Source organism: Stenotrophomonas nematodicola (genome assembly GCF_009467805.1).
GTDB lineage: Bacteria > Pseudomonadota > Gammaproteobacteria > Xanthomonadales > Xanthomonadaceae > Stenotrophomonas > Stenotrophomonas nematodicola.
On record NZ_WIAY01000003.1, the window covers coordinates 415848 to 439529 of the forward strand.

At 67.2% G+C, this 23682-nt stretch carries 23 protein-coding genes and 1 rRNA gene; 7 read left to right on the forward strand and 17 right to left on the reverse strand.

What is annotated here, in order from left to right; genetic code table 11:
- Nucleotides 1-36: 36 nt before the first annotated feature.
- The 4 genes from cyoE to GDJ08_RS12790 are packed head-to-tail and all read right to left on the reverse strand — an operon-like array spanning nucleotide 37 to nucleotide 3510.
- Nucleotides 37-930: a heme o synthase gene (gene cyoE, locus GDJ08_RS12775; RefSeq protein ID WP_017356566.1), complete on the reverse strand. Its 894-nt coding sequence runs from the start codon at nucleotides 928-930 to the stop codon at nucleotides 37-39.
- Between the two features lie 4 nt (nucleotides 931-934).
- Nucleotides 935-2140: a COX15/CtaA family protein gene (locus tag GDJ08_RS12780; RefSeq protein ID WP_153164996.1), complete on the reverse strand. Its 1206-nt coding sequence runs from the start codon at nucleotides 2138-2140 to the stop codon at nucleotides 935-937.
- A gap of 10 nt (nucleotides 2141-2150) precedes the next feature.
- Nucleotides 2151-2726 carry a hypothetical protein gene (locus GDJ08_RS12785; protein WP_017356564.1) on the reverse strand — a complete coding sequence of 192 codons (576 nt, stop codon included), beginning with the start codon at nucleotides 2724-2726 and terminating at the stop codon, nucleotides 2151-2153.
- A 37-nt stretch (nucleotides 2727-2763) separates the two neighbouring features.
- Nucleotides 2764-3510: an SURF1 family protein gene (locus GDJ08_RS12790; protein ID WP_153164997.1), complete on the reverse strand. Its 747-nt coding sequence runs from the start codon at nucleotides 3508-3510 to the stop codon at nucleotides 2764-2766.
- A gap of 57 nt (nucleotides 3511-3567) precedes the next feature.
- On the opposite strand from GDJ08_RS12790, the gene GDJ08_RS12795 reads away from it, so the two are divergent.
- Nucleotides 3568-3786: a twin transmembrane helix small protein gene (locus GDJ08_RS12795; protein ID WP_017356562.1), complete on the forward strand. Its 219-nt coding sequence runs from the start codon at nucleotides 3568-3570 to the stop codon at nucleotides 3784-3786.
- A 39-nt stretch (nucleotides 3787-3825) separates the two neighbouring features.
- Here the strand turns inward: GDJ08_RS12795 and GDJ08_RS12800 are convergent, their stop codons facing one another.
- The 6 genes from GDJ08_RS12800 to GDJ08_RS12820 form a co-directional block, all read right to left on the reverse strand.
- Entirely contained in the window at nucleotides 3826-4701 is an 876-nt protein-coding gene (locus GDJ08_RS12800; protein WP_017356561.1) for a cytochrome c oxidase subunit 3, read from the reverse strand.
- A 21-nt stretch (nucleotides 4702-4722) separates the two neighbouring features.
- Nucleotides 4723-5310, reverse strand: a complete 588-nt coding sequence (locus GDJ08_RS12805; protein ID WP_153164998.1) for a cytochrome c oxidase assembly protein — start codon at nucleotides 5308-5310, stop codon at nucleotides 4723-4725.
- The gene (locus tag GDJ08_RS20330) at nucleotides 5307-5441 is read right to left on the reverse strand and encodes a hypothetical protein (protein ID WP_017356559.1); all 135 of its coding nucleotides are present in this window, start codon (nucleotides 5439-5441) and stop codon (nucleotides 5307-5309) included. The genes GDJ08_RS12805 and GDJ08_RS20330 overlap by 4 nt, the downstream gene beginning before the upstream one ends.
- Before the next feature lie 7 nt (nucleotides 5442-5448).
- Complete coding sequence (gene ctaD / locus GDJ08_RS12810) at nucleotides 5449-7059, reverse strand: cytochrome c oxidase subunit I (RefSeq protein ID WP_153164999.1); 1611 nt, start codon at nucleotides 7057-7059, stop codon at nucleotides 5449-5451.
- A 64-nt stretch (nucleotides 7060-7123) separates the two neighbouring features.
- Nucleotides 7124-8059, reverse strand: a complete 936-nt coding sequence (gene coxB / locus GDJ08_RS12815; protein WP_026070842.1) for a cytochrome c oxidase subunit II — start codon at nucleotides 8057-8059, stop codon at nucleotides 7124-7126.
- A gap of 11 nt (nucleotides 8060-8070) precedes the next feature.
- A complete protein-coding gene (locus GDJ08_RS12820) occupies nucleotides 8071-8547 on the reverse strand; it encodes a DUF2244 domain-containing protein (protein WP_017356556.1) in 477 nt (158 codons plus the stop codon).
- Nucleotides 8548-8823: 276 nt separating this feature from the next.
- On the opposite strand from GDJ08_RS12820, the gene putA reads away from it, so the two are divergent.
- Nucleotides 8824-12045 (forward strand): bifunctional proline dehydrogenase/L-glutamate gamma-semialdehyde dehydrogenase PutA, encoded by a 3222-nt coding sequence (putA, locus tag GDJ08_RS12825; protein WP_017356555.1) that lies wholly within the window; start codon nucleotides 8824-8826, stop codon nucleotides 12043-12045.
- A gap of 55 nt (nucleotides 12046-12100) precedes the next feature.
- Here the strand turns inward: putA and GDJ08_RS12830 are convergent, their stop codons facing one another.
- Nucleotides 12101-12745 (reverse strand): hypothetical protein, encoded by a 645-nt coding sequence (locus GDJ08_RS12830; RefSeq protein ID WP_037591433.1) that lies wholly within the window; start codon nucleotides 12743-12745, stop codon nucleotides 12101-12103.
- A gap of 129 nt (nucleotides 12746-12874) precedes the next feature.
- On the opposite strand from GDJ08_RS12830, the gene GDJ08_RS12835 reads away from it, so the two are divergent.
- Complete coding sequence (locus GDJ08_RS12835) at nucleotides 12875-13606, forward strand: ThuA domain-containing protein (protein ID WP_153165000.1); 732 nt, start codon at nucleotides 12875-12877, stop codon at nucleotides 13604-13606.
- Here the strand turns inward: GDJ08_RS12835 and GDJ08_RS12840 are convergent.
- Both GDJ08_RS12840 and GDJ08_RS20035 read right to left on the reverse strand, forming a co-directional pair.
- Nucleotides 13592-13996, reverse strand: coding sequence for a GFA family protein (locus GDJ08_RS12840; protein WP_136007108.1), 405 nt, complete (start codon nucleotides 13994-13996; stop codon nucleotides 13592-13594). The genes GDJ08_RS12835 and GDJ08_RS12840 overlap by 15 nt on opposite strands.
- Complete coding sequence (locus GDJ08_RS20035) at nucleotides 13993-14349, reverse strand: hypothetical protein (protein ID WP_165699807.1); 357 nt, start codon at nucleotides 14347-14349, stop codon at nucleotides 13993-13995. Before GDJ08_RS20035 ends, GDJ08_RS12840 begins: the two co-directional genes overlap by 4 nt.
- Here GDJ08_RS20035 and GDJ08_RS12845 point away from each other — a divergent pair.
- The gene (locus GDJ08_RS12845) at nucleotides 14349-15308 is read left to right on the forward strand and encodes a GlxA family transcriptional regulator (RefSeq protein WP_153165002.1); all 960 of its coding nucleotides are present in this window, start codon (nucleotides 14349-14351) and stop codon (nucleotides 15306-15308) included. The two genes, GDJ08_RS20035 and GDJ08_RS12845, sit on opposite strands and share 1 nt — an antisense overlap.
- 82 nt (nucleotides 15309-15390) lie before the next feature.
- Here GDJ08_RS12845 and GDJ08_RS12850 read toward each other — a convergent pair whose 3' ends face one another.
- Complete coding sequence (locus GDJ08_RS12850) at nucleotides 15391-16734, reverse strand: outer membrane protein transport protein (RefSeq protein WP_017354380.1); 1344 nt, start codon at nucleotides 16732-16734, stop codon at nucleotides 15391-15393.
- Nucleotides 16735-16962: 228 nt separating this feature from the next.
- Here GDJ08_RS12850 and GDJ08_RS12855 point away from each other — a divergent pair, with 228 nt between their 5' ends.
- A complete protein-coding gene (locus tag GDJ08_RS12855) occupies nucleotides 16963-17655 on the forward strand; it encodes a rhomboid family intramembrane serine protease (RefSeq protein ID WP_153165003.1) in 693 nt (230 codons plus the stop codon).
- 109 nt (nucleotides 17656-17764) lie between these two features.
- On the opposite strand, the gene GDJ08_RS12860 is transcribed toward GDJ08_RS12855, so the two are convergent.
- Together GDJ08_RS12860 and GDJ08_RS12865 are read right to left on the reverse strand one after the other, a co-directional pair.
- On the reverse strand, nucleotides 17765-19183 hold the full coding sequence (locus GDJ08_RS12860; RefSeq protein ID WP_136007103.1) for a S41 family peptidase: 1419 nt from the start codon (nucleotides 19181-19183) through the stop codon (nucleotides 17765-17767).
- 148 nt (nucleotides 19184-19331) lie between these two features.
- The gene (locus GDJ08_RS12865; RefSeq protein ID WP_262072382.1) at nucleotides 19332-20582 is read right to left on the reverse strand and encodes a murein hydrolase activator EnvC family protein; all 1251 of its coding nucleotides are present in this window, start codon (nucleotides 20580-20582) and stop codon (nucleotides 19332-19334) included.
- Nucleotides 20583-20759: 177 nt separating this feature from the next.
- On the opposite strand from GDJ08_RS12865, the gene GDJ08_RS12870 reads away from it, so the two are divergent.
- Nucleotides 20760-21419, forward strand: coding sequence for a DUF4097 family beta strand repeat-containing protein (locus tag GDJ08_RS12870; RefSeq protein ID WP_017354384.1), 660 nt, complete (start codon nucleotides 20760-20762; stop codon nucleotides 21417-21419).
- Between the two features lie 57 nt (nucleotides 21420-21476).
- Entirely contained in the window at nucleotides 21477-23192 is a 1716-nt protein-coding gene (locus GDJ08_RS12875; RefSeq protein WP_153165004.1) for a M28 family metallopeptidase, read from the forward strand.
- Nucleotides 23193-23565: 373 nt separating this feature from the next.
- Here GDJ08_RS12875 and rrf read toward each other — a convergent pair.
- Nucleotides 23566-23680 (reverse strand): 5S ribosomal RNA (gene rrf / locus GDJ08_RS12880).
- Nucleotides 23681-23682: the final 2 nt, after the last annotated feature.

Genomic DNA, 23682 nt, shown 5'->3' on the forward strand with positions numbered 1-23682 from the left:
GGAGATTCAAGGCGCGCGTCGCAGCGCGCCCGCGTCCTACAACCAGGGCAGCATCCAGTGGTCCACCATCAGGAAGGCGAACAGCGCCATCAGGTAGACGATGGAGTAGCCGAACATCTTCATCGAGAACAGTTCATCCGGCGGGTTGAGCATGCGCCAGGCGTACCAGAGGAAGACCGCGTTGAGCACCACTGCCCCGCCGAGGTAGAACATGCCGCTCATGCCGAACACGACCGGCAGGATGCTCACAACGGCCAGTGCGATCGAATACGCCATGATCGACTTGCGGGTGTACACCACCCCGTGGGTCACCGGCAGCATCGGGATCTCTGCCTTGGCGTAATCCTCGCGACGGAAGATCGCCAGCGCCCAGAAGTGCGGAGGCGTCCAGATGAAGATGATCAGCACCAGCAACGACGCATAGGCCCAGTCCCACGGCCCCTGCATGCCGGTGATCGCGGCCCAGCCCAGCATCGGCGGGGTGGCGCCGGCCAGACCGCCGATCACGATGTTCTGCGAGGTCGCACGCTTGAGGTACACGGTATAGATCACCGCGTAGCCGATCAGCGAGGCGAAGGTCAGCACCGCGGTGATGACGTTGACCCACACGATCAGGATGGTCATCGACAGCGCGATCAGCAGGCCGGCGAAGACCAGCACCTGCCACGGCTTGACCTTGCCCACCACCAGCGGGCGCCACGAGGTGCGCGCCATCTGCGCATCGATGTGCGCATCCAGCAGCTGGTTGATCGCCGCGGCCGCCGAGGCGGCGAGCCAGATGCCCAGGAACCCGAGCGCGCCATCGAGCGCCTGCTGCGCGGTGGGCAGCCCGGGAATGGCCAGGAACATGCCCACCAGCGCGGTGAACACGATCAGGGCGACGACCTTGGGCTTGGTCAGGTCCCAGTATTGGCGGTAGTTGCTCAGCATGTCGTCAGCCCACCGTACCGGAGGCCACAGCCGAGGGCCGGCTGGCCGCATCCGGCGACCGCAGGCGCGCCAGCAGCGTCACCAGCACGAACAGCAGCGCAACCGCGCCGCCGCTGTGTGCGACGGCCACTTCCAGCGGCACGGCCAGCTTCACGTTGAGAATGCCCAGCGTGATCTGCAGGGCGACCAGCAGACCCAGCGCCGTCGCCCAGCCGCGCATGCTCGGCAGGCGGAACAGGCGCACCGACAGCCACAGCAGGTACAGGCCCACCACGATGGCCATCAGGCGGTGCGCCATCTGGATGGCGATGCGCGACGCACCGTCGAGCACCCCCCCTTCGTAATCCACGCCGATGCCGCGCCAGAGCGTGAAGCCTTCACTGAAGTTGTGCGGTGGCCACCACTGGCTCACGCAGCGCGGGAAGTTGTCCAGCGAAGCGCTGCCGCCGCCGCAGGCGAGCGCGGCATAGTTGGCGCTGACCCAGCCACCCAGGGCGATCTGCAGCACCAGCAGGGCCACACCGGCGCGGATCAGCCACCGCAGCTTCGGTGCCTCGGCCAGGGTGATCGGCATGTGCGTGGCGCGCCACGCCATCCACACCAGCAGCCCGAACATCAGCATCCCACCCAGCAGGTGACCCATCACCACGATGGGCTTGAGCATCCAGGTTACCGTCCACATGCCCAGCAGTGCCTGGAAGATCACCACGGCCAGGGTCAGCAGCGCGACGCGGGCCAGATCGCTGTTGGTCCAGCGCCACGCGGCAACCAGCAGGATCACCTCGCCGATCAGCGCGATGATGCTCGCTGGGACATGCATGCCCATCATGTATAGCGGTATGCCGGTGGCCACCAGGACGCAGGCGGTCACCACCGCCGTGCTTCCCCAGCGGCGGCGGCGCGTGGCCAGCAGGGCCAGGGTCAGGATCTCGATGCCCAACGCGCCGGCGAGAAAACGGTGGACCTGCTCGCGCCATGCCTTGTGGGTTTCCAGCGGCCGGATCTTCGCCGCCTCGTGGCCGATGACTTCTTCGGCATGCTGCGGCCAGGTGACACGGCCATAGCAGGTTGGCCAATCCGGGCAGCTCAGGCCGGCATCGGACAGACGCACGAACGATCCGAACATGATCGTGCTGGCCGTCATGATCAGGGCGAACCACGCCAGACGGTGGAAATTGCGATGCAGCGCCGGGCGCGCGGTGGGGTTCATCAAACGGAACTCACTTCAGTTTCAACAGCGTGGCCATGTCCTTGTGCAGACCGGCCAATGCGAATCCCGGCGCATACCGCATGATCACAAACCCGTTGGGATCGATCACATACACAGGCGTGCCGGCGGCGTCATCCACGGCGGGCAAGGCGGCACGCAGGTCCGGCTGGGCGCGCAGCACGCGTAGCGCGGGCAGGCCCTGGACCTCGGCCGGCGGCGTGCCCAGCCACAGGATCTCGACATTATCGGCTTTATGGCCGAACAGCTGCCACACCTTGCCCAATCCCTGCGACAAAGTGACGCACTCGGCCGCACAGCCGTCGCCCGGTGCCACCAGAATGCGCCAGGTGCGTGCCTGCGGATTCCACGGGTAGGGCTGGCCATCGGCGAGCGTGGGCGGCCTGGCCACCAGATCCACCGGCGGCGCGAGCATCTGCCCGGTGTTGCGATGGGCCGTGGGCTGCCAGCCGGAGAAACGCAGCACGCCGGCCAGCGCCATCACCCCGAAGAACAGGCCGAACAGGGCGATCAGGGTCCAGCGACCGCGGTTGCGGGCGTTGAGCTGTTCCTGCGGGGTGGCATTCATGCGTGCGATTTTCTCATGGAAGGAGGAGGTGTGCCGGTCAGGGGGCGCGGCCAGGGCTGGACGATCCGTCCGGACGACGGTGGCGGCGCCATTCGAGCAGAAGGGCAACCATCAGAACGGTCAGGGCCAGGCCGAACCACTGCACGGCGTAACCGAGATGGCGGCTGGGCGGCAGGGTGTTGGGCAGCAGCTCCAGATCGCGCGCGTAGCCCCCGGGCAGCGCCGGGTCCAGCCGCAGCACGCGGGCCGGCAGGCTGCCGGGTGGCAGGGACAGCGCAACCGCCACCTCGTCCGGCGGCATCCGGCTGGCCAGCCAGACGTTGGTCTGCTGCGTAGGCGACATCGCCGGGCCGAGCGCCAGCCCGGCGGCCGGCGGCGGCGCGAGCAGGCCGGCCAGCCGCACGGAGTCATCGCGCAGGGTGACAGTGGGCACCGTGCGATCGGGTGGCATCGGCAACCAGCCCAGGTCCACCAGCGCCAGCGCACCGGCATCGCTGCGGAACGGCTGGTAGACCTTGATGCCGGCGCGGCCATTGCGCATCTGGTTGTCGAGCAGCAGCGCCACGGGAAGAAAGCGTCCGGCATCCACCACCCACCGCAGCTGTGGCGGCGCTGCGAGCGCCTCGGCAAGGGTCAGGGCCTGCGCGCGGGCGGGCGCCTGCTGGTCCAGCAGTGCCTGTTTCTCGTGCATCCGCTGCAGTTGCCAGTGGCCGAGAAAGCAGAACAGGGCGATGGTCGCCAGCGCTGCGATCCAGCCCATCAGGCGTGTGTGCTGGCGCATCATGACAACGCCGGCAAAACGCGGTCAGATAGGCCACCCCGCCCTGCCATCGAGCCGCGCATGAATGATTCGTTGAAGACCCTGCTGGTAATCGCGTTTCTGATCGTCATCGTCTGGAATCTGGGCGCGGGACTGTATTACCTGTTGGTCGATCGCGGCCAGACCAAGCGAACCGTCAACGCCCTCACGCGCCGCATCGCGGTGTCGGTGGCGTTGTTCCTGCTGGTGGTCATCGGCATCTACAGCGGCTGGATCAAGCCCCACGGGATCGGTGGCTGATGCCGCGTCGCACCGGCGCGGCATCCCGTCGCTGCGACGCTACAGCACGTAGACGAACAGGAACAGCATCAGCCAGACCACGTCGACGAAGTGCCAGTACCACGCGGCCGCTTCGAAGCCGAAGTGGTTGTCGCGGGTGAAGTGGCCTTTGGCCGAGCGCAGCCACATCACCACCAGCATGATGGTGCCCAGCAACACATGCGCCCCGTGGAAACCGGTGAGCATGAAGAAGGTCGAGCCGTAGATGCCCGAACCAAGCGTCAGGTTGAGTTCCTTGTAGGCGTGGATGTACTCCTCGGCCTGCAGGGTGAGGAAGAACGCGCCCAGCAGCACGGTGATGCCCAGCCACACCAGCAGCTGGCGGCGATGGCCGGCTTTCAGTGCGTGGTGGGCGATGGTGAGGGTGACGCCGGAGGTGAGCAGGATCAGCGTGTTGATCAGCGGCAGGCCCCACGCGGGGATCGTCTGGAAGTGACCGCCGATGCTGCCCGGGCCGTTGGTCGGCCAGGCGGCCGAGTAGCCGTCCCAGAGCAGTTCGTTGGTCATCACGCCATCGCCCTCGCCGCCCAGCCACGGCAGTCCCAGGTTGCGGGTGTAGAACAGCGCGCCGAAAAAGGCGCCGAAGAACATCACTTCGGAGAAGATGAACCACACCATGCCCATCCGGAACGAGCCGTCGACCTGGCGGTTGTAGTTGCCGGCCTGCGATTCGCGCACCACGTCGCTGAACCACCAGAACAGCGTCAGCACCAGCATCGCCAGGCCCGCGTAGAACGTCCACTTGCCCCAACCGGAATCGTTGAGCCAACTGGCCACGCCGACCATCGTCACCATCATCGCGATGGAGCCGATGAACGGCCACTTGCTGTGCGTGGGCACGAAGTACACGTTGGCATCGGGGCTTTGCTGGGCCATGAGTCTGTGTCCGGGTACGTATCAGGGAGCCGAGCGCGCGGTGGCCGGCGGTGTCGCCGGGGCCAGCTGCGCGGACAGTGCGTCGTTCTTGTAGAAGGTGTAGGACAGCGTGATCGTGGTGACGTTGGCGGGCAGGTCCGGGTCGACGATGAAGCGCACCGGCATGTCACGCTTCTCGCCGGCCTGCAGGGTCTGGGCGGTGAAGCAGAAGCACTCGGTTTTGCTGAAGTAGCCCGATGCCTTGGCCGGCGCGACCGACGGCACCGCGCTGCCGACCAGTGCACGATCGCTGTCGTTGCGCGCGTAGTACAGCGCCTCGTTGAGCTCACCGGGAACGACGTCCATCGTCAACTGTTCGGGATGGAACGACCACGGCAGCTTGGAATTCACGCCGCCGTCGAACTCCACGCGTACCGTGCGCTTGCCGCCGGCGGTGGTGGCCGCCGCCGCGCCCGGGCCACGCTCCAGGCGCACGCCGAACACTTTCTCGCAGGCGATGCGGTACAGCGGCACCAGCGAGAACGTCAGTACGAACACCGCCACCGCCACCCCGATCAGCCGGGGCAGACCCGCGTGTCGCGCAGGCGGCGTGGGGCGTTCGTCGCTCATCGCCCGATCACCCCGCTGAGGATGAAGCCCACATAGACCAGCACGGCCACGCCGCCCACTACCCACGCCGTACGTTGCGCGCGGCGGCGGCGCAGGGCCAGGCTGTCGATGTCGTGCGGAGGCGTGTGCATGGCAACCTCAGTGGGTGATGTCGTCGTGGGCCAGATCGCCCGGGCGGATGACCGGCGGCACGGTGAAGGTGTGCGCCGGTGCCGGTGAGGGAATCGTCCACTCCAGCCCCCGTGCGCCTTCCCAGGAGCGGTCTGCCGCCTTCTCGCCGTTGCGCAGCGAGACGATCAGGATGGCGGCCATCATGAACGGCGTGGCGAACATACCGAACGCACCGATCGTGCTGATCAGGTTCCAGTCGGCGAAGGCCACGCTGTAATCCGGGATGCGGCGTGGCATGCCGGCCAGCCCGAGGAAGTGCTGCGGGAAGAACAGCAGGTTGACGAACACGATCGTCCACCAGAAGTGGATCTTGGCCCACGTTTCGTTGTACATGCGCCCGGTCCACTTCGGCCACCAGTAGTACACCGCGCCGATCAGCGCGAACACCGCGCCGGTGACCAGCACGTAGTGGAAGTGCGCCACCACGAAATAGGTGTCGTGATACTGGAAGTCGGCCACCACGATCGCCAGCATCAGGCCGGAGAAGCCACCGATGGTGAACAGGATCACGAAGGCCACCGCCCACAGCATCGGCGCTTCGAAGGTGAGCGAGCCGCGCCACATGGTGCTGACCCAGTTGAACACCTTCACCCCGGTGGGGATCGAGATCAGCATGGTGGCGAACATGAAGTAGATCTCGCCGCCCAGTGGCATGCCCACGGTGAACATGTGGTGGGCCCAGACGATGAACGACAGGAAGGCGATGGCGGCCACCGCGTACACCATCGCCTGGTAGCCGAACAGCGGCTTGCGACTGAAGGTGGGAATGATCTCGCTGACCACGCCGAAGGCCGGCAGGATCATGATGTACACCTCCGGGTGCCCGAAGAACCAGAAGATGTGCTGGAACATCACCGGGTCGCCGCCGCCGGCCGCGTTGAAGAAGCTGGTGCCGAAGAACTTGTCGGTCAGCAGCATGGTCACCGCGCCGGCCAGCACCGGCATCACCGCGATCAGCAGGAAGGCGGTGATCAGCCAGGACCAGCAGAAGATCGGCATCTTCAGCAGGTCGATGCCCGGGGCACGCATGTTCAGCACGGTGGCGATGATGTTGATCGCGCCCATGATCGAACTGATGCCGGCCACGTGGATGGCGAACACGGTGAAGGCGACGTTGTAGCCGCCCTGCAGCGACAGCGGCGGGTACAGGGTCCAGCCACCGGCCGGGGCACCGCCCGGCAGCAGGAAGGTCAGCAGCAGCAGGCTGAAGGCCACCGGCAGCAGCCAGAATGACCAGTTGTTCATGCGCGGCAGCGCCATGTCCGGCGCGCCGATCTGCAATGGGATCATCCAGTTGGCCAGGCCGACGAACGCCGGCATCACGCCGCCGAAGATCATCACCAGCGCATGCACCGTGGTGAGCTGGTTGAAGGTCTCCGGTCTGACGAACTGCAGGCCGGGCTGCATCAGCTCGGCACGGATGATCACGCTCATCGCCGCGCCGATGATGAACATGATGAAGCTGAAGAGCAGGTAGAGCGTGCCGATGTCCTTGTGGTTGGTCGAGAAGAACCAACGCTCGAAGAAGCTCTGCTGATGCCCGTGGTGCCCGTCGTGGTCAACTGCGGAATGCGCCATCGCAACTACACCTCACTGGATCCGGTGGTACCCCCGCCCGCCGGCTGGCGGACGCGGCTCGATTTCAGGCGTTGCTGTCTGCTGCGGCCGGTGCTGCCGGTGCCGTGGGTTCGGCGGCCGGGGCCGGTGCGGCGTCAGCCGGTGCCGCAGCCGGCGTTTCCGCTGCCGGGGCCGGTGCGGGCCTGCGCGAGGCCAGCCATTTCTGGAAGTCCTCCTTGGACACCGCTTCGACCACGATCGGCATGAAGCCGTGGTCCTTGCCGCACAGCTCGGCGCACTGGCCGCGATAGACGCCGGGGGTTTCGATGTTGGTCCAGGCTTCGTTGATGAAGCCGGGAATGGCGTCCTGCTTCCAGCCCAGTGCCGGCACCCACCACGCGTGGATCACGTCGTCGGAGGTGATGACGAAGCGGACCTTGGTATCCACCGGCAGCACCAGCCGGTTGTCCACATCCAGCAGATAGTGCGGGTGCGACTCGCGGGTGGGCACCTTGCCGCTCTGCCGCATGCGGTCGGACTCGCGGTCCAGGCGGCTGGTGAAGGCCACCTCCTCGCCGAGGTACTCGTACTTCCACATCCACTGGTAGCCGGTGACCTTGACGGTCATCTCCGCATCCCGTGTGTCGTAGAACTTGATCAGATTGGCCGTGGCCGGCCACGCCATCACCACCAGGATGATCACCGGGATCACCGTCCAGATGACCTCGGCCCTGGTGTTGTGGCTGAACTGGGCAGCGACCGCGCCCTTGGACTTACGGAACTTGAAGATGGCGTAGAACATCGCGCCAAAGACCAGCACCCCGATCACGGTACAGACCCACAGCGAGAACAGGTTGGATTCCCACGCCAACCGCGAGCTCTGGGTCACCCCCTTGCCCATGTTCAACTGCCACGGTTTGGGGTCGGCCGCCTGGGCCAACGCCATCGCCGGCGCCAGCAGCGCCGCCCCGCACACGCCTGATGTTCCGAACGTCCTGCCCCACTTTCTGCATTGCTTCATTGCCTAGACCCTTAGCGTCGTCGGTTGCAGCCATCGCTGGCCGCGAGCAAGCCTTCTAGTTTCTGAGCCAGTGCCTGGCGTTCGACCGGTGCGAGGAAACATCCCACCGCCACCTGCCGACCGCTGGACACCAGTCGGACCGCCTCATCGTCGGCGACCAGCGTCACCCAGTACGGGTGGGCACTGAACACCGGCAACTGCCCGGGTACGGGGATGACCTCCACGCACCCTGGCACTACCCGTATCTCTTCCTGCCGCTCTCCACTGCGCCACAACGCACGCAGTGCGACTGCCAGCAACAGGCTGTACAGCAGCGCGAAGAGGGGAGCGAACACGTTGCCGGCGAACCAGCCCAGGCCGGCCACCACCCCCATCGCACCCGCCAACACGGCAAACAACAGGACGAACTGCCGGGCATCGAGCGCCCGTGGGGGACGCAGCCGCAGTTGCGTTCCTGATCCGTCCGGAGCTGACAGCACCTCGATCATGTCGCAACCGCGTTTTTTCCTGCCGCGGGAAACGTCCCGATGGTAGCCCTGCTTTCCAGCGAGCCGCAAGGGTCCATTCACAGTTTCAGGAATGGTGCAATACAGCATTGACCCGGCGGCCGTTTTGACGAAACCGGCACAGTTTTGCAGACCCTCGCCGGATCGGGGGAATCCCGCTGTATGAAAGGCTATGGCGCGCACGGCGCAGCACCCGGAAAGCGGTTGAATCGACCGAAAAACGATTAAAATGGTCAAGTTCTCCACGAGCCGATCGGCATGACCGCACCTTCCGCGCTTCCCCCTGCACCGGCCTCGTCCGGCGCCCGCCCGCCCCTGCTCTCGCCCGAGCTGCCGGCGGTTCCCAACCCGTTCCGCCAGGCCATCACCGATGCCTGGATGAAGGACGAAGCCAGCCACGTGCGCGAACTGCTGGAGCAGGCGCGCCTGCCGGCCAACGAACAGGCGCAGGTGCAGGCCACCGCCGCCGACCTGGTCGCGCGCGTTCGCGTGCGCGCCAGGGACCAGGGCGCGATCGAAGCCTTCATGCGCCAGTACGACCTGGGCAGCGAGGAAGGCGTGCTGCTGATGTGCGTGGCCGAGGCGCTGCTGCGCATTCCGGACCAGACCACCGCCGACAAGCTGATCCGCGACAAGCTCGGCGATGCCGACTGGAAAAAGCACATGGGCGGCAGCGATTCGGTGCTGGTCAATGCCTCCACCTGGGGACTGATGCTGACCGGCCGCCTGGTGCAGATCAACGACGCCACCCGCGCCGACGTGCCGGGCGCGTTCGCGCGCCTGATCGGCCGTGTCGGTGAGCCGGTGATCCGCCTGGCCGTCCGCCAGGCAATGAAGATCATGGGCCACCAGTTCGTCATGGGCCGCACCATCGACGAAGCGCTGTCGCGCTCGCACAAGGGCGACAACGCCAGCTACCGCTATTCGTTCGACATGCTCGGCGAAGGCGCGCTGACCATGAAGGACGCCAAACGCTACCTGGAAGACTACCGTCGCGCGATCCACTCCATCGGCGGCGATCACAAGGCCCGTGGTGGCCGTCCGGACGGCGACGTCAATGCCGCGCCGGGCATCTCGATCAAGCTGTCGGCGCTGTACCCGCGCTACGAGCACGCCAAGCGTGCACGGGTGATGGCTGACCTGGTGCCGGGCGTGCTGGAACTGGCGCAGCTGGCCAGGTCCTATGGCATCGGCTGCACCGTGGATGCCGAGGAAACCGACCGCCTGGAGCTGTCGCTGGACATCATCGAATCGGTGGTGAGCGATGCCTCGCTGACCGGTTGGGAAGGCTTCGGCGTGGTGGTGCAGGCGTACCAGAAGCGTACCCCGTACACGATCGATTACCTGGCCGATCTGGCCCGTCGCATCGGTCGTCGCCTGCAGGTGCGCCTGGTCAAGGGCGCGTACTGGGATGCGGAGATCAAGCGCGCGCAGATCGATGGCCTGCCGGCCTACCCGGTGTTCACCCGCAAGCAGAACACCGACGTGTCCTACCTGGCATGCGCGCAGCGTCTGTTCACGCATGCCGACGCGATCTACCCGATGTTCGCCACGCACAACGCGCACACCATCGCGGCGGTGAAGGCGATCGCCAAGGGCGGCCAGTACGAGCACCAGAAGCTGCATGGCATGGGCGATGACCTGTACGCCGAAGTGGTACCGGCCGACCGCCTGAACGTGCCATGCCGCGTGTATGCACCGGTCGGTTCGCACGAAGACCTGCTGCCCTACCTGGTGCGGCGTCTGCTCGAGAACGGTGCCAACTCCAGCTTCGTCAACCGCATCACCGACGACAGCGTGGCCATCGACGACCTGATCCGCGATCCGGTCGACGCGGTGTCCTCGTTCGCGTCCATCCCGCATCCGAAAATCCCGCTGCCGGTCGATCTGCTGCGCAGCCAGAACCATGACAGGAAGAACTCCATGGGCGTCAATCTCGCCAACGACAACGATCTGCGTGCACTGGCCGCGCAGCTCAACGCGGCCGTGAAGCCGTGGCAGGCCGCACCGCTGGTGCCGGGTGCGCAGCCGACCGGCGCGCTGTTGAATGTGGTCAACCCGGCCGACACCCGCGAGGTTGTCGGAACGTGGCAGCCGGCCGACAGCGCCACCGTGGAGAAGGCGCTGGCCAACGCCGTGGCCGCGCAGCCGCAGTGGAACCGCACCCCGGCTGCCAGCCGCGCGGCGATCCTGGAGCACGCCGCCGACCAGTTGGAAACGCGCCTGCCGGAATTCATGGCGCTATGCGTGAAGGAAGCCGGCAAGAGCCTGCCCGACGGCATCGCCGAAGTGCGCGAGGCGGTGGACTTCCTGCGCTATTACGCCAAGCAGGCACGCGAGCAGTTCGGCCATGCCGAGAAGCTGCCCAGCCCCACCGGTGAATCCAACGAGCTGCAGTTGCATGGCCGCGGCGTGTTCGTCTGCATCAGCCCGTGGAACTTCCCGCTGGCGATCTTCCTGGGCCAGGTCAGCGCCGCGCTGGCGGCCGGCAACAGCGTGATCGCCAAGCCCGCCGAACAGACCAACCTGATCGGCTACTACGCGGTGAAGCTGCTGCTTGACGCCGGGGTTCCCGAGGGCGCGCTGCAGTTCCTGCCGGGCGACGGTGCCACCGTCGGTGCTGCCCTCACCGCCGATCCGCGCGTGGCCGGCGTGGCCTTCACCGGTTCCACCGATACGGCCCGTGCGATCAACCGTGCGATGGCCGCGCGCGACGCCGCCATTGGCGTGCTGATCGCCGAGACCGGTGGCCAGAACGCTTTCATCGCCGACTCCTCGGCACTGCCGGAACAGCTGGTCAAAGATGCCATCGGCTCGGCGTTCACCTCTGCCGGCCAGCGCTGCTCGGCTGCGCGCGTGCTGTTCGTGCAGGACGACATCGCCGACAAGGTGATGACCATGCTGGCCGGTGCGATGGCCGAACTGAAGGTCGGCAACCCGGGCCTGCTGTCCACCGATGTCGGCCCGGTGATCGATGCCGACGCGCTGCAGATCCTGCAGGAGCATGCCGTGCGCATGGAGAAGGACGCCCGCCTGATTGCCGCGGCCACGCTCAGCGATGACGCCGCGCATGGCACCTTCTTTGCGCCGCGTGCGTACGAACTGAAGAACCTCGACCAGCTGCACAAGGAAATCTTCGGGCCGGTGCTGCACGTGATCCGCTGGAAGGGCGACCAGCTCGATGCGGTGATCGACCAGATCAACGCCACCGGCTACGGTCTGACCCTGGGCGTGCATTCGCGCATCGACGAGACCGTCGATCGCATTGCCTCGCGTGTCAACGTGGGCAATGTGTACGTCAACCGCAACCAGATCGGTGCGGTGGTGGGCGTGCAGCCGTTCGGCGGTCAGGGCCTGTCCGGCACCGGCCCCAAGGCCGGCGGTCCGCACTATCTGCTCCGCTTCGCCACCGAGAAGACCGTCACCGTGAACACCACGGCGGCCGGCGGCAATGCCTCGCTGCTGACCTTGGGCGATTGATCTCCCGCGTCACGCAGTAAACGAAAAACCCCGCGAAAGCGGGGTTTTTTGTCTGTCACTCGGCGTCGATCGATTCGATTTCGTCGCGCATCAGCAGCTCGTTGCCGACGTAGCGTTCGAACTTGATGCGGCCGAAGCCGGCGGCGTACCACGCTTCGATGCGATTGTCTTCGAAGGTTGCCGTGACATGGCAGGTGTCCTTGAAGGTGCGCGGCTGGAAGCCCACCTCCGCCTCCACATCCTCGAAGCCGACGAAGGTGTAGTCGGAGAACCCGTCGTAGTCGAGCGGCTCGACCGTTTCCTCGACGTGATGGGTGCGCTGGCCCTTGCCGGCAAGTTCAAAGCGGTCGCCCGGTTTGGCGCTGGCCGGGAAGGTCGGCGCAGGCTTGAAGATATCGGTCATCACCGGCTTGGACGCGTCGCCGCCCCAGGCGGAGATGCCGAAACGCTCCTGGCCAAGGAACTGGCGGCCGCTGGCATCGTAGTAGCTGGCGGTACCGACGCCACCGCCGGCGCTGTTGACCCGGATCGCATCCTGACCGGCGAACACGGCCTTCTCGATGGTCAGCGTTTCATCGCCGTTGGACCACGACAGGCCGGGCGTGAGAGTGAAGCAGCTGGCGAAGTCGCCAGCCAGTGCAGGGGCCGACAGTGCGGCCAGGCCCAGGGCGAGGGCGGAACGAAGCGCGAAAGGCGACATGTACAGATCCTTGTCAGACGTCATTGACCCACGCGGTGCGCGGGTGGGTGCGCGATTGTACGCGCTGCGTCCTGCAGCTCTGCACCGCGTGCGCCGTACACCGGGCCAAAGCCGTGGCAGAATCCGGCCATGCGCCTGCCCGTCCCGTTTCTCTCGCTTCTGCTGGCCCTGATGCCCGCGCCTGCCGCACAGGCGGTGCCGCCACCGGAGCGCGCACTGGTTTTCACCCGTACGGCGGAGTACCGCCACGATTCCATCCCTGCCGCCGTGGCCATGCTGCAACGCATCGCCGCCACCGAAGGCATGCAGGTCGACCACAGCGAAAATGCCGCCGACTTCACACCTGCCAATCTGGCGCGCTACCGCGTGGTGGTGTTTGCCAGCACCACCGGCGATGTGCTCGATGACCCGCAGCAGGCTGCCCTGGAAGGCTTCATCCGTGCGGGAAACGGCTTCGTCGGCCTGCATGCTGCCGCCGACACCGAGTACGACTGGCCGTGGTACGGGCATCTGGTGGGCGCGTACTTCCACTCCCATCCGCCCGGCCTGCAGACCAGCCGCGTACAGCCCGAACGCGATGGTCGCGCGCGCGGTGCGGCGTGGACCGTGCACGACGAGCTGTACAACTATCGCGACACCCCGCGTGGCCGTGTGCAGGTGGTCGCCACGGTCGATGAACGCCTGTACGACGGTGGCCGCATGGGCAACGACCACCCGATCACCTGGTGCCATGCCTTCGACGGCGGTCGCAGCTGGTACACCGGCTTGGGGCACGACGCTGCGGTGTACCGCCTGCCGGCCTTCGAGGCGCAGGTGCGGCAGGGGCTGCGCTACGCGGCCGGTCGATCAGGGCAGTGCTGAGCCCGCCGCCTGCGCCTGCCGCCAGGCGCGCGCGGCGTCCTCCCAGTGCTGCCCGTCGAAACGGTGGACCTCCAGCGTCGCCAGATCCACGCCGTCTACGCAGCGCAGGTTGATCACCCACTCCGTGGGCGCGAGCCGCGGATGACTGAACGGCGCCGCCCCGCAGCAGTGGCAGAAATAATGCGTGGCGGTATGCGTGCCGAACGTATAGGTGGACAGCCGGCTGTCGCCCTCGATCAGTTGGAAGCGCGCATCCGCGCAGCCCATCCAGATCGCCCCCCGCTGATGGCAGAGCGAGCAATTGCACGCGAAGGCGCGCAGCGATGGCGCCTGGAAGGCGAACCGCACCGCACCGCAGTGGCAGGCGCCGGACCACGTGGAGAGGGTCATCGCACACCTCCCACGCACGGCGCGGGCTGCAGAGGCGCGTACCCGGCCGCACGCACGACGTCGTCGCATTGCCAGACCAGCCCGTTCCCCGCCCAATGACCATCGGCGACGTCCTTGATCACCATCGAGGCAATCCTCCGACGCGGCTCGTTGCCCCGTTCGGAGGCGCGTACGGCAGCGGCATTGACGGCCGGCAGCCGCCGCGCACAGCGGGCGGCATCAACGGCGGTGGCGGGCTGGCGCAGGGTGATATCCGGCATGAGGAGCACCACGAAAAGGAGGTCTTCATTGAATCTGCGCGCGGCGGCGGACACCATCGACGGATTCGACATCTTTCGTGCGGAATCGGCCAATGCAGGATTTCACCGTCATCGTGCTCCCCGGCGCCTTCGCGTCCAGTGTGGCGCTGACCGTGGACATGCTCTCCACCGCCGCCACGCTGGCCCCACGACTGGGCGTGCCGGCACCCCGCTGGCAGATCTGCAGCGCCACGCGCGGGCCGGTGCGGCTCGGCGAACACCTGCAGCTGCGTGCGCACCCACTGCCGCGTGCGCCTGATGGAAACGCGTGCTGGATCGTGCCGGGCCTGGGGGTGGACGATCCGCAGGCGATCGCCGCGCGGCTGGCCGGCGCCGACGTGCCGCGGGTGCTGCGTGCCCTGCGTGCGCACGCTGCCGCAGGCGGTCGCCTGGCCGCCTCGTGCGCGTCGGTATTCCTGCTGCAGGCGGCCGGGCTGCTCGCCCAGCGCCGCGTCACCACCACCTGGTGGCTGGCCGCGGCATTGCAGCGGCTGGAGCCGGCCTGCCAGGTCGATGCGGACCACATGGTGATCGACGACGGGCCGGTGACCACCGCCGGTGCGGCGCTCGGCCACAGCGACCTGATGCTGCACCTGCTGCGCCAACGCTTCGGCCCCGCATTGGCCGGGGCAGTGGCACGTGCGCTGCTGCTGGACCGACGCCAGCTGCAGTCGCCGTTCATGGTCCCGGCGATGATGGCGCAGGGCAATGCGTTGATCGCCGCCCTGACCGCGCATGTGGAAGCGCACCTGCCCACTGCGGTGACGGTCGGTGATCTGGCCCACCACATGGGCATGTCCACGCGCACACTGTCGCGACAGGTCACCCGTGCCACCGGGCACGGCCCGCTGCACCTGATCCGCAGCGTGCAGTTGAACCGGGCGCGGGCGCTGCTGGAGAACAGCCGTTGTTCGGTGGAGGCAGTGGCCGAGCAGGTGGGCTATGGCGATCCCACCGCGCTGCGGCGGCTGCTGCGCCAGCGTCTCAACGCAACGCCGCGCCAGCTGCGCTGAGCGCGGCCCGGATGCCGGAAACAGAAAGGCCCCGCGCGAGCGGGGCCTTTCGTCCAGCGTGTGATGTCCGCTTGCGCGTCGATCAGAACTTGTAGTTCACCGACGCCGCCAGCACATCGCCGCGCACCTTGTACTTGCCGGTGAGCGAGTTGCCCTGGTTGTTGGTGGTGCCGGCGATGATCACGTCCGGATCCTTGGTGAACAGGTGCAGGTAGCCGAAGTTGTATTCGACGTTTTCCGACGGCGTCCAGCCCACGCCCAGCGAGAGCCACTTGCGGCTGGTGTCGGGCACGCGCACGTCGCGGTGTGCGTTGGTGGTCGGGGTCTGGTCCAGCGCGATACCGCCGCGCAGGGTGACGGTGTCACTCAGCTTGTAATCGGTACCCAGCGAGACGAAGGTCGTGTCGCGGTAGCCGAATTCCAGCACCGAATCGGGCTGCGCCGACGCGTAGTCGATGGTGACCTGGTCGAAGGCGGTCGACCACGCGGTGCGGGTCACGTCGCCCATCACGGTCCACTTGTCATTGACGTTGTGGGTGACGCTCAGGGTGGCCGAGGCCGGCAGGGTCACGGTGGCCTTGCCCGAGGTGCTCACGAAGCGACCCGGCTGCACGGCGTTCAGTACGGTCGCCACGTTCGGCGGCACCACGAAGGTGGCATCGCCGCCGGTGATCTTGTGCTCGACCTTGGAACGGTAGCTGATGCCGATGTGGGTGTTCTCATCCGGGCTGAACAGGCCGCCCACGGTCCAACCCACCGCATTGTTGTCGCCTTCCACGGTCAGCTTGCCGTCGGCGCTGCCCGGGGTGAAGCCCGGCACGCGCGACTGCGCCAGCGCGGTGCCGAAGTCGATGTTGTTGCTCAGTTCGATGGTCAGGTGTTCAACGAACACCGACGCGCCGAACGACACGTACGGATTGACGTCGTACGAGGCGGCAAAGCCCAGGTCGATCGCCTTCAGGTCGGTCTTGAGGCCGCTGTAACGGCCGACCCAGCCATTGTCGTATTCGGTCTTGAAGCCGAACGGTGCGGTCAGCGACACACCGAAGTGGGCCTTTTCACCGATCGGCATGTGGAAGTAAGCCGCCGGAACCGGAGCGATCATGCCGGCGTCGCCGCCGTCACCGCCGGTCTGGGCCTGGCCGGTCGGCTTGCGGCCGGTGCCGTGGAACTTGGCCGAGAAGCTGATGGCGCTCAGGTCACCCTGGACCTGCATGCCTTCCAGCTGGCGCATGCCGGCCGGGTTGACGGCCATGATGGAGGCGTCGCCCGCGGCGCTGCCGGAGCCGGCGAACGAACGGCCGAGGCCCTTGGCGCTGTTTTCCTTCAGCTGGAAGGCGGCGGCGTTGACGTGGCCAGCGGCCAGGGCACCGGCAATGCCGACGGCCAGGGCGGTGACACGGGCAAGCGTGGAAGCGGTATGCATTGTTGGTTCTCTCCGGAATTGCGGTGATGTTTGGCAACGCGCGCCTGCGTAGCCCCTTCCCTTCCGGGTTGGGACGACGCGCCGGATTCCCCTCCCGACATACGACGCCGTATGCGAGTATACCCAGACCGGTTAATGAAACAATAACGGCCGTCGCCCTCCCGGCCATTCAGGCTGAACGCGACATTCCCCCACCCGGGCCGCCCCCGCGCTAGGCTAGCGCCACCCATGTTCGTGTCGATTCCCTCCCGCAAGAAGTCCGCGTTGCGCTGGGCCACCCCGCTGCTGTTCGCGGCCCTGTGGCTGGCGTTCCTGTGGTCGATCTCCCGGCCGGACGACGCCCGGCGCAGCCTCTGGCTGGATTGGGGCGCCCTGTCCACCGGGCTGACCCACCCGCAGGACTGGTGGGCCACCCTGCAGGACGGCAGTGTGCTGCGGCTGTTCACCGCCCTGTTCCTGCATGCGGACTGGTCGCACCTGCTCGGCAACATGGTGTTCCTGCTGATCTTCGGGCTGCCGGCCGAACGCGTGCTGGGGCCGTGGCGGCTGATCCTGCTGTTCCTGGTCGGCGGGGCGATCTCCAACCTGACCGCGATCTACACGATGGGCAGCCCGGACCAGATCATCATCGGTGCCAGCGGCGCGGTGTCGGCACTCATCGGTGCCTACCTGGCGCTGTTCCCGGGCGCGCGGCTGGGCGTGGTGATCCCGCTCGGCCTGTTCCTGGAGTTCGTGCGCGCGCCGGCCTACCTCCTGATCGGTGTATGGGCGGCGCTGCAGGTGGTGTTCGCCTATATCGGCCCGACCTTCGGCATGGTCGCCTGGTGGGCGCACATTGCCGGCTTCGCCTTCGGGCTGGCCTACGGCGTGTACGTGCGCGCGGCGATCGCGCGGCGCCTGCGCAAGCGGCACGGCTTCTAGACCCGGCGGCTTCCATCTCCGTGCAGCGCAGCGCCGGTTCCGCCCGGCTGCCGCGGTGCCGATCATCGCCGCGCTGCGCTCGGCTCTACGACGGCGGGCGTACGATCGATCAGGGCTTGGTCGGCATTTCTGCGGGCTTGGCTTCAGGCTTGGCTTCGGGCTTGGCCGCAGGCTTCGCCTCCGGCGTCGGTGCCGGCTTCTTCGCCGCCTCGGCCTTCTGCTTGGCCGCCACCGAACCCGGCTGCTTCAATTCGGCCAGTGCATCGTTGATCGGGCCGTCGCCGGGCAGTACGTCGCCGGCCTTGTAGCCGTCGCCGCCTTCCTCATCGCCGCGCAGATGACCCGGCAGGGTCGCTTCGCTGTAGTCGGTCAGGCTCGCCGGCAGCGCGTCGTCGCCGTCGCGCCTGTCGGGCAGCAGCACCACGTCCGGCACAATGCCGGTGGCCTGGATCGACTTGCCGCTGGGCGTGAAGTAGCGCGCGGTGGTGAGCTTGACCGAATCACCGTTGTCCAGCGGCAGCACCGTCTGCACCGAGCCCTTGCCGAAGGTGCGGCTGCCGACCACGCGCGCACGGCCGTTGTCGCGCAGCGCGCCGGCCAGCACTTCCGATGCGCTGGCCGAACCGGCATCGGCCAGCACTACCACCGGCGCGCCCTTGAGCAGATCGCCCGGCGTCGCGTCGAAGCGTGCGTCACTGATCGAGATGCGGCCACGGGTGCTGACAATATTGCCCTTGTCGAGCAGGTCGTCGGCCACCTGGACCGCAGCGGTGAGCAGCCCGCCCGGGTTGCTGCGCAGGTCCAGCACCAGGCCCTTGAGCTTGCCGCCGGCCTGCTGCTGCAACTGCGCGACATGCTTCTGGAAATCGGCACCGGTGTCGGCCTGGAAGGTGCTCAGGCGGATGTAGCCGTAGCCGGGCTCCAGCATCCGGCTGCGCACGCTGGTGACGCGGATGGTTTCGCGGGTGACGGTCACATCGAACGGTTTGGGACGGCCTTCGCGCACCAGGGTCAGCACCACCTTGCTGCCGGCTGCGCCGCGCAGGGGTTCGGTGGCCTCGATCGCGCTGATCGGCTTGCCGTCGATGGCGATGATCAGATCGCCAGCCAGGATGCCTGCACGCGCGGCCGGGGTGTCGTCGATCGGCGAGATCACCTTCAGGCTGCTGTTGTCCGGCTGTTGCTGCAGCTCCACGCCGATGCCCTCGTAGGCACCGTTGGCCTGCTCATCGAAGGCCTCGGCATCTTCCTTGTCGAAGTAGGTGCTGTGCGGGTCCAGGTCCAGCAGCAGGCCTCGGATCGCGGACTGCATCAGCTTCTTGTCGTCCACCGGGTCCACATAGGCGGCGCGCACCGCGTTGTACACCGCCACGTAGCGCCGGATTTCCTCGAGCGGCACGCGGGAAGTGACCGCCTCTTCACTGGTTGCCGCATCGCTGCCGCGGGTCGGCGCACCGCCGGTCTGCTGCGCCCAGGACATGGCCGGCAACAGGGCCAGCAACAAGGTGGCGGAACGGGCTACGCGCATGAAGCACTCCAGGGTAAGCGGGGGACGGGAACACACACACCGGGGTGCGTGTCCCGATTATGCGCGAAGGCCGGATAAATTCCCGTTGAACCGCCCGGTACCGGTGCGCGTTACGAGGGGGGCGCGATTCATCGCCCCCCGCGTGGACTCAGCGGCGCTGCAGCCAGGAACCGGGGTCCACGGGCTGGCCGTTGCGACGCAGCTCGAAGTACAGCGCCGTCACGCCCTGTCCGCCGGAGTTGCCGACCTTGGCCACCGCATCGCCCTTCTTCACCGCCGCGCCGGCATCGCGCAGCAGGGTGTCGTTGTGGGCGTACAGGCTCATGTAGCCGTTGCCGTGGTCCACGATCAGGATCATGCCGTAGCCGGTCATCCAGTCCGAGAACACCACCGTGCCATCAGCCACGGCGGTGATGGTGCTGCCGGCGGGCGCGCCGATCAGGACACCGCTGCTGGTGCGACCGTCGGGCAGCTTGCCACCATAACGGGCCAGCAGATTGCCCGACAGCGGCCAGCCCAACCCGCCCACTTTCGGTGCCGGTGCCGAGGCCACCACGGGCGGAACCTTTACCGCACGTGGAGGGGCACGCGTCCCGCTCGCCGCGGCCGCCTTCTCGGCTTTCTCGGCGGCCGCCTTTTCCGCTGCGGCACGACGGGCAGCCGCGCGCCGCTCGGCTTCGGCGCGTGCCGCCGCCGCACGCAGGTTGGCCAGCAGCGTTTCCAGTGCCTTGGCATCCTGGCCCAGCGCCTTCTCCCGCTCGCTGCGATCCTTGAAACGCTCGTCCAGTGTGGCCACGGTGGCGGCACGCGCGCGACGGTCGCCTTCCAGCGCCGCGGCCTGCTGCTTCTGCTGCTGGCGCGCGCCCTCCAACGCCTGCCGACGCTCGACGATCTGCGTTTCCAGCGTCTGCAGGTCGGCCAGGTCGCGGGTCAGTGCCTGGATGCGCTGCGCGCGCTCGCGCTGCAGGTAGCGATGGTAGGCCAGCGTGCGGTTGGCATCGGCCACGCGGTCCTGCGACAGCAGCAGCTTGAGCGGGGCGTTGTTGCCCACGCGGTACGCGGCACGCAGCAGCGACGCCAGCTCCTCGCGTTGCCGGGCCATGCCGGCCTGCAGCTCGCTGCGCCTGCGTTGCAGTTCCTCCATCGCGCGGGTTTCGCGCTGCAGGGCGGTCTCGGTCTGGGCCAGAACGCGGCCGGTGCGGGCGACTTTCTCATCGGCTTCGCGCAGTTGCCGCGATGCCTGGCCACGCTGGCTCTCCAGGGTGCGCCGCTCCTGCGCCACGCCCTTGAGCTCGCTGCGCAGCTTCTGCAGCTTGCGCTCGGTTTCCTTGGGCGTCTGCGCCACCGCGCCCTGGCCGGCCAGCATCAGCGCGGTGACCAGCAACAGCCCCTGCAGCATCACGCCCAGGCGGCGCGAAACGACGCGCCCCGTCGTGGGTTTGTTATCCCGGCGTGAGGAAAAGGCGTTGTGGCGCAAGGGCTTTCCAGTGACTTCAGGCAGATGCAGATTGTAGCGACGCATGGTGACATTGCAGCAGGCGGCCTGCCAGCCGCGCGCCAGACAACCGAGGCTCCCATGAAATCTGTTTCGTTCCCATTGCTCTTGGCCCTGATGGTGTCGGGTCCCGTGCTTGCCCAGGACGACATCAGCAAGGTCAACGGCAGCATCACCGCCCGGTCCGGCCAGACCTACGGCGACCTGGATACCGTCAATGGCGGCATCCGCGTCGAGGAGGGCGCCGTCACCGGCGACATCGAGACCGTCAACGGCGGCATCCGCATCGCCGAGCGTGCGCGTACCGGCAGCATCTCCACGGTCAACGGCAGCATCCAGATCGGACGCGAGGTGGTGGCCAACGGCGACGTCGAAACCGTCAACGGCAGCATCTTCGCCGACCGCGGCAGCCAGATCGAGGGCGGTGTGGATACCGTCAACGGCAGCATCGGACTGGTCGAGACCCGGCTGGGAGGAGGCATCGAGACGGTCAACGGCGACATCACCGTTGGCGTCGGCTCGCAGGTCGGCGGCGGCATCCGCGTCAAGAAGGCCAGCTTCAACCTGTCATTGACGCCGGGCCGCAAGCCGCGCGTGATCATCGGTCCCAACGCCGTGGTCGGCGGCAACCTGCAGTTCGACCGCGATGTCACGCTGTACATCCATCGCAGCGCACGTACCGGCGCCATCAGTGGTGCGGTGGCGCAGGCCTTCGACACCGACACCGCGCCGCAGGATTGATATGGTGTCCCACCGGCGCGCTGCTGGCGCCGGCCTCTTTTGATCCAGGAACCGACGATGCCCCGCAAACTTCTGTTGTGCCTCGCCGCTGCCGCCGCTCTGTCGGCGTGCAAGGGCGAGCAGACCGCTCCCGCGCCCGCCCCGGCGGCCGCGCCGGCCCCCGCGGCCGGCCATGCCTTCTCGCCCGACATCAACGCCGGTGACTTCGCCGAGCTGGTCAAGACACTCGCCTCGGACGACTTCGAGGGCCGCGCGCCGGGTAGCGTCGGTGAGGACCGCACGGTCGAGTACATCCGCGACCAGATGCAGCGCATCGGCCTGCAGCCCGGCAATGGCGACAGCTGGTTCCAGGACGTGGCGATGACCGAGACCACCGCCGACGAATCCACCGTGCTCACGCTCGAGCAGGACGGCAAGACGCGCACACTGACGTTCGGTACCGACATGGTGATCGGTACCCGCACCGGCCAGCCGGAGGTCAAGGTGTCGTCCAGCGACCTGGTGTTCGTCGGCTACGGCGTGGACGCGCCGGAGCAGAAGTGGAACGACTACGCGGGCCAGGACTGGAAGGGCAAGACGGTGGTCATGTTCGTCAACGACCCCGGCTTCCATGTCGATGACAGCACGTTGTTCGACGGCAAGCGGATGACGTACTACGGCCGCTGGACCTACAAGTTCGAGGAAGCCGCGCGCAAGGGCGCCGCCGCGGCGCTGATCGTGCACGATACTGCCGGCGCCTCGTACGGCTGGGACGTGGTCAAGAACTCCTGGGCGGGTCCGCAGTACGACCTGCCGGCCAAGGACGATCCGGAAGCGCGCCTGCCCGCACAGGGTTGGCTGAGCGCCGATGCGGCGCGCCAGCTGTTCGCCGAGGCCGGGTTGGACCTGGACAAAGCGTACAAGGACGCCAGCAAGCGCGGTTTCAAGCCGGTCCCGCTGAAGGCGAAGGTGTCCTTCGACCTGAAGAGCACCATCGCCGAGAAGAAGTCGCGCAACGTGGTCGGCGTTCTGCCGGGCAGCAAGCGCGCTGACGAAGCGGTGCTGTACATGGCGCACTGGGATCACCTGGGCAAGCACGAGGGCGAGCAGGGCGACAACATCTACAACGGCGCCATTGACAATGCCACCGGGGTAGCCGGCATCCTCGAGATCGCCGATGCGATGGTCCACCAGCAACCTGCGCCGGAACGCTCGGTGGTGTTCCTGGCGGTCACGCTGGAGGAATCGGGCCTGCTGGGTTCGAAGTACTTCGTCAATCACCCGACCTTCCCGCTCGACAAGATCGCGGGCGTGATCAACATCGATGCGATGTCGGTGGCTGGCCGCGCCAAGGACATGACCGTGACCGGTTTCGGCAGCTCCGAGCTGGAGGACATCCTCAAGCCGCTGGCCGCCAACCAGGGCCGTACCCTGCATGGCGAGACGGCGGTGCAGAGCGGCTTCTACTTCCGTTCGGACCACTTCAACTTCGCCAAGGCCGGCGTGCCGGCCCTGTACGCCGACGGCGGCGAAGATCTGCGCGAGGGTGGAATCGACGCGGGCCGCAAGGCCGCTGAAGACTACGGGCGCAACCGCTACCACGGTCCGAAGGACGAGTACGACGCCGCCACCTGGAAGCTGGACGGCACGGTCGAGGACCTGCAGCTGCTGTACGGCGTCGGCAAGGAGCTGGCCGGCGGCGATCGGTGGCCGAACTGGTACGAGGGCAACCCGTTCAAGGCAGCCCGCGACACCATGATGAAGGGCAAGACCCCGCCGCCCGCAGCCAAGTGAGCTGACGCGCAGGGAGTGAACAGAAACGGCGCCGAGAGGCGCCGTTTTTTCATGGCCGGGGTGGAGCGCGGGAACGTGCGCGCGGGAGGTGCCGAGCATTGATCGTCCCCTTCGATGGCCGCCAGGTGCCGACCGCGGGTCGGTACGGCGCACTACCGCGTGCAGCGACCGCCGTTGCGCACCGTCACCCGACCGTCAGTGGGTTGCTACCCGGGGGACAGCGCATGGGCGGCGATCCGGGGACGCCGCGTTCGGATGTGGATCGGCGGTGTCCGGTCGATGTCCACCGTAGGGGAGCGATGCATCACCGCGCGCAGGCAACGCATAAAGAAAAAACCCCGCTGCGTGAGCAGCGGGGTTTTTGGGGTGTAAACCCTGGCGATGACCTACTCTCGCATGGCTTAGGCCACACTACCATCGGCGCAGCTGCGTTTCACTTCCGAGTTCGGGATGGGATCGGGTGGTTCCACAGCGCTAATTTCACCAGGGA

Coding starts and splice junctions, on each gene's coding strand:
- ctaD (WP_153164999.1), bottom strand. CDS start 7,059: ATGGCGCATTCCGCAGTTGACCACGACGGGCACCACGGGCATCAGCAG.
- GDJ08_RS12840 (WP_136007108.1), bottom strand. CDS start 13,996: ATGACCCTCTCCACGTGGTCCGGCGCCTGCCACTGCGGTGCGGTGCGG.
- GDJ08_RS12845 (WP_153165002.1), top strand. CDS start 14,349: ATGCAGGATTTCACCGTCATCGTGCTCCCCGGCGCCTTCGCGTCCAGT.
- GDJ08_RS12835 (WP_153165000.1), top strand. CDS start 12,875: ATGCGCCTGCCCGTCCCGTTTCTCTCGCTTCTGCTGGCCCTGATGCCC.
- GDJ08_RS12860 (WP_136007103.1), bottom strand. CDS start 19,183: ATGCGCGTAGCCCGTTCCGCCACCTTGTTGCTGGCCCTGTTGCCGGCC.
- GDJ08_RS12850 (WP_017354380.1), bottom strand. CDS start 16,734: ATGCATACCGCTTCCACGCTTGCCCGTGTCACCGCCCTGGCCGTCGGC.
- GDJ08_RS12785 (WP_017356564.1), bottom strand. CDS start 2,726: ATGAATGCCACCCCGCAGGAACAGCTCAACGCCCGCAACCGCGGTCGC.
- GDJ08_RS12875 (WP_153165004.1), top strand. CDS start 21,477: ATGCCCCGCAAACTTCTGTTGTGCCTCGCCGCTGCCGCCGCTCTGTCG.
- GDJ08_RS12820 (WP_017356556.1), bottom strand. CDS start 8,547: ATGATCGAGGTGCTGTCAGCTCCGGACGGATCAGGAACGCAACTGCGG.
- GDJ08_RS12780 (WP_153164996.1), bottom strand. CDS start 2,140: ATGAACCCCACCGCGCGCCCGGCGCTGCATCGCAATTTCCACCGTCTG.
- GDJ08_RS12795 (WP_017356562.1), top strand. CDS start 3,568: ATGAATGATTCGTTGAAGACCCTGCTGGTAATCGCGTTTCTGATCGTC.
- coxB (WP_026070842.1), bottom strand. CDS start 8,059: ATGAAGCAATGCAGAAAGTGGGGCAGGACGTTCGGAACATCAGGCGTG.
- GDJ08_RS12790 (WP_153164997.1), bottom strand. CDS start 3,510: ATGATGCGCCAGCACACACGCCTGATGGGCTGGATCGCAGCGCTGGCG.
- GDJ08_RS12805 (WP_153164998.1), bottom strand. CDS start 5,310: ATGAGCGACGAACGCCCCACGCCGCCTGCGCGACACGCGGGTCTGCCC.
- putA (WP_017356555.1), top strand. CDS start 8,824: ATGACCGCACCTTCCGCGCTTCCCCCTGCACCGGCCTCGTCCGGCGCC.
- GDJ08_RS12865 (WP_262072382.1), bottom strand. CDS start 20,582: ATGCTGCAGGGGCTGTTGCTGGTCACCGCGCTGATGCTGGCCGGCCAG.
- GDJ08_RS20330 (WP_017356559.1), bottom strand. CDS start 5,441: ATGCACACGCCTCCGCACGACATCGACAGCCTGGCCCTGCGCCGCCGC.
- GDJ08_RS12830 (WP_037591433.1), bottom strand. CDS start 12,745: ATGTCGCCTTTCGCGCTTCGTTCCGCCCTCGCCCTGGGCCTGGCCGCA.
- GDJ08_RS12855 (WP_153165003.1), top strand. CDS start 16,963: ATGTTCGTGTCGATTCCCTCCCGCAAGAAGTCCGCGTTGCGCTGGGCC.
- GDJ08_RS12870 (WP_017354384.1), top strand. CDS start 20,760: ATGAAATCTGTTTCGTTCCCATTGCTCTTGGCCCTGATGGTGTCGGGT.
- GDJ08_RS12800 (WP_017356561.1), bottom strand. CDS start 4,701: ATGGCCCAGCAAAGCCCCGATGCCAACGTGTACTTCGTGCCCACGCAC.
- cyoE (WP_017356566.1), bottom strand. CDS start 930: ATGCTGAGCAACTACCGCCAATACTGGGACCTGACCAAGCCCAAGGTC.